The sequence below is a fragment of the Ferrovibrio sp. genome, assembly GCF_035304305.1.
Lineage (GTDB): Bacteria > Pseudomonadota > Alphaproteobacteria > Ferrovibrionales > Ferrovibrionaceae > Ferrovibrio.
The window spans coordinates 1-3933 of the sequence record NZ_DATGQG010000139.1 but is presented as its reverse complement, the minus strand read 5'-3'; the positions used below and the strand labels follow the sequence as shown (position 1 = coordinate 3933).

The following is a 3933-nucleotide window of genomic DNA, read 5'->3' as shown; positions in this document are numbered from 1 at the left end:
GCAGCAGGATGCCTACACCCTGGTCAACGCGCGCATCGGCTTCGGCAGCAAGAACCGCCGCTGGATGGTCGAGCTGTGGGGCCAGAACCTGACCGACGAGACCTACAAGCAGGTGGGCATCGACGCGCCGATCCAGGCCGGCTCGTGGAACACCTTCCTGGGTGCGCCGCGGACCTACGGCGTGACCGTGCGGTTCAACTACTTCTGAGCCCGCGGCCTCCGGCCGCACGTGGATCCGGCGGCCCGCTTCGGCGGGCCGCCGCCGTTTCCGGCGCCTCACTCGGCGCACGCCGGCGGCGGCCGGGCGACAAGCCGCCCGCTACGCCCGATACTGCGTGCTTTCGGCATGGAACGAGACGATGGATGTCCCTGGCGACGCAGAACTGGCCCGGCTGGCTGAAGACACCGGCACACGGCTGCAGGCCAACCGCGACATGCTGGTGACGGCGGAAAGCTGCACGGGCGGCTGGATCGCCAAGACCGTCACCGACATCGCCGGCTCCTCGGCCTGGTTCGACTGCGGGCTGGCTGCGTACAGCTACGAGGCCAAGCAGGCGCTGCTGGGCGTCCGCCCGCAGACCCTGGAAGAGCACGGCGCGGTCAGTCGCGAGACGGTGATCGAGATGGTCTCCGGCGCGCTGGTCACTTCCGGGGCCACCGTGGCGGTGGCGGTGACCGGCATCGCCGGTCCCGGCGGCGGCACCGAGGACAAGCCCGTGGGCACCGTTTGGATCGGCTGGAAGCGCCGCGGCGGCTATCCGCAGGCGGAGGCCTTCGCCTTTGCCGGTGATCGCGATGCAGTGCGCCGGCAGACCGTGGCCGAAGCCCTGCGCGGGCTGGAGCGGCTGCTGTGAGTCGCCTGCGATGACCATGCTCGACGCCCTCGCCAGCGTCCGCGATCTGGGGCGCCTGCAGGAGATCGCCAGCGTGTTCGTGCGCCACGGCTTCGGCGACCTGGTGCGCCGAAGCGGCATGGCGGGCGTACTCGAGCGCGCCGGACGGCTGCTGCACTGGGAGCACGCAGAAGCGCGCAGGAAAATGAAGCCGCCGCAGCGCCTGCGCAGTGCGCTGCAGGAGCTGGGGCCGACCTTCGTCAAGCTGGGCCAGGTGTTGGCCACGCGCGTGGACCTGCTGCCGCCGGAGTGGATCGCGGAGCTCGGACTGCTGCAGAACGCGGTCCCGGCGCTGCCCTGGGAGGCGGTGCGGCCACAGCTGGTGGAGGACCTCGGCGTCGAGCCCGAGGTCGCCTTCGCGCGGGTGGAGACGATACCGGTTGCCGCGGCCTCGCTTGCACAGGCGCACCGCGCCTGGCTGCACGACGGCACGGCGGTGATCCTGAAGGTGCGTCGCCCGGGCATCGTCGAGGTGGTCGATGCCGACATGCGGCTGATGGCGCGGCTGGCCGAGATGGTGGAGTCACAATTGCCCGACCTGCGCCGCTATCGGCTGGTCGAGGTCGTGCGCCAGTTCCGCACCTCGCTGCGGCGCGAGCTCGACTTCGCCGCCGAGTGCCGCAGCGCCGAGCGGATCGCGGCCAACTTCGCCGACGACGACAGCGTGCTGGTGCCGCGGGTGCACTGGCAGTGGACGTCCGAGCGGCTCAACGTCCAGGACTTCGTCGATGGCATTCCCGCAGGCGACCTTCCGGCGGTGGATGCCGCTGGCCTGGACCGCGCCGCGCTGGCGCGGGCGGGCACCGGCATCGTGCTCAAGATGGTGCTCGAGGACGGCCTGTTCCACGCCGACCCGCATCCCGGCAATCTCTTTTTCCTGCGCGACGGACGTATTGCCCTGATCGATTTCGGCATGGTCGGCCACTTGGGCGAGCGCCGCCGCTTCGAGATCGCGCGCCTGCTGCACGGCATGGTGGTGCAGGATGCCGAGGCTGTCGCCGATATCCTGCTGGACTGGAGCGTCGGCGGGGAGGTCGACGAGGAGCGCCTGGAGGCGGATACCGCGGTGGTGGTGGACCGCTACCAGGGCGTGGCCCTGAAAGACCTGCGCATGGGCACGATGCTGTCCGATGCCGCCGGCCTGCTGCGCAGCCATGGCCTGATGCTGCCGCCGGATCTCGCGCTGGTGATCAAGGCCTTCCTGACGCTTGAAGGCTTCGGTCGCCAGCTGGACCCGGAGTTCGATATGGCGACCGAGGCGCGGCCGTGGCTGGAGCGGGTCATGCGGCGCCGGTTCGCGCCTTCGGCCCTGGCCCGTCGCGGACGTCGTGGCCTGGCCGGGATGCTCGAGTTCGGCGCCGAGCTGCCGCGCGACCTGCGCCGGCTGATCCGCGCGGCGCGCGGCGGGCGGCTGGGCGCGCGAATCGAGATTCCCACGCTGCAGGCCCTCGGCGACCAGGTCGACCGCGCGGCCAGCCGCCTGACCATGGGCGTGATCACCGCGGCGCTGATCATCGGCTCCTCGATCGTGATGAACAGCGTCGGCGGCGGCGCCCGCAACCAGTGGCTGATGGCGCTGGGCGTCGCCGGCTTCGTGGGCGCGGCTGCCTTGGGGGTGTGGATCGTGTATTCGATCTGGAAGGGCGCGCACAGGCGTTGATTCCTGCGCCTGTTAGTAGTATTACTACTAACCATGGAACTCACCGACACCCAGCAGGCCATCCTCGCCCTGATCGCCGAGCGCATCGCGGAGGAGGGCATGCCGCCCTCGCAGGCCGAGATCGCCCGCGCTTTCGGCTTCAGCAGCGTGCGCGCCGCCCAATACCATCTGGAGGCGCTTGAGGTTGCGGGGGCCATCGAGCGCGTGCCCGGGCGGGCGCGTGGCATTCGCGTGTTGCGGGCACCGGAGCGTGCGCAGGGGGCGCTCGGATTCCCGGGTGCCGCCGATGAAGACGGCGCGGCCATGGCCGCTCCCACAGGCCGCTCTCCGACAGCGGGAGCAGCTTTTGTGGGAGCAGCTACAGCTGCGAATGCCACTGCAAATGCCCCGGCCGACGTTCTTGAACTTCCCGTCCTCGGCCAGGTCGCCGCCGGCGTCCCCATCGGCGCCGATATCGGCAGCGACCAGATGGTCCTGATGGACCGCGCCTTCTTCTCCCCGGCGCCCGATTACCTGCTCCGCGTGCGCGGTGACTCGATGCGCGACGAGGGCATTTTCGACGGCGACCTGATCGGCGTGCACCGCACCGCCGACGCGCGCTCGGGACAGATCGTCATCGCCCGCATCGACGACGAAATCACCGTCAAGCTGCTGAAGATGGGCAAGGACCGCATCCGCCTGCTGCCGCGCAACCCGGACTACGCGCCGATCGAGGTCGCGCCGGGCCAGGACTTCGCCATCGAGGGCCTGTATTGCGGTCTCGTCAGGCCGAACCGGTGAGGGGGAATTCCCCCACTGCCGCGCGCGGCTTCCGCCGCTGCCGGTGACCCGCGGCTGGCACTAGTTTCAAAACACGGCGCGATGTCGCAGCCCCTGCGACCGCTCGCAACCACACTGGTCACATTCCCGAATACCTGATCCGAGGACACCACGATGGACGAGAACAAGAAGCGCGCGCTTTCCGCGGCCCTGGGCCAGATCGAGAAGCAGTACGGCAAGGGATCGGTGATCCGCATGGGCGACCGCGTCGCCGAAGTGGTCCCGGTCATTCCCACCGGTTCGCTGCAGCTCGACATCGCGCTCGGCATCGGCGGCCTGCCGCGCGGCCGCGTGATCGAGATCTACGGCCCCGAGTCCTCGGGCAAGACCACGCTTACCCTGCAGACCATCGCCGAATGCCAGAAGCTCGGTGGCGTGGCGGCCTTCATCGACGCCGAGCACGCGCTCGACCCGACCTACGCCCAGAAGCTCGGCGTCAACGTCGACGACCTGCTGGTGTCGCAGCCCGATACCGGCGAGCAGGCGCTCGAGATCGCCGACATGCTGGTGCGCTCCAACGCGGTCGACATGGTGGTGATCGACTCGGTCGCCGCGCTGACC

Annotated in this window: 4 protein-coding genes and 1 pseudogene; all 5 read left to right on the top strand. The window is 69.9% G+C overall.

Features of this window, described 5'->3' with window-relative positions:
- A partial coding sequence (locus tag VKZ87_RS15550; RefSeq protein ID WP_324222178.1) for a TonB-dependent receptor occupies positions 1-208 on the top strand: 208 nt, incomplete at its 5' end.
- A gap of 151 nt (positions 209-359) precedes the next feature.
- A complete protein-coding gene (locus VKZ87_RS15545; protein ID WP_324222177.1) occupies positions 360-854 on the top strand; it encodes a CinA family protein in 495 nt (164 codons plus the stop codon).
- A 10-nt stretch (positions 855-864) separates the two neighbouring features.
- The gene (locus tag VKZ87_RS15540; RefSeq protein ID WP_324222176.1) at positions 865-2553 is read left to right on the top strand and encodes an ABC1 kinase family protein; all 1689 of its coding nucleotides are present in this window, start codon (positions 865-867) and stop codon (positions 2551-2553) included.
- A gap of 33 nt (positions 2554-2586) precedes the next feature.
- Complete coding sequence (gene lexA, locus VKZ87_RS15535; protein ID WP_324222175.1) at positions 2587-3333, top strand: transcriptional repressor LexA; 747 nt, start codon at positions 2587-2589, stop codon at positions 3331-3333.
- Positions 3334-3486: 153 nt separating this feature from the next.
- Positions 3487-3933, top strand: a pseudogene (locus VKZ87_RS15530) (DNA recombination/repair protein RecA); the annotation flags it as partial.

Bases quoted from the DNA above. Each gene is read 5' to 3' on its own strand.
- VKZ87_RS15545 (WP_324222177.1), top strand. From the start codon at position 360: ATGGATGTCCCTGGCGACGCAGAACTGGCCCGGCTGGCTGAAGACACC.
- VKZ87_RS15540 (WP_324222176.1), top strand. From the start codon at position 865: ATGACCATGCTCGACGCCCTCGCCAGCGTCCGCGATCTGGGGCGCCTG.
- lexA (WP_324222175.1), top strand. From the start codon at position 2,587: ATGGAACTCACCGACACCCAGCAGGCCATCCTCGCCCTGATCGCCGAG.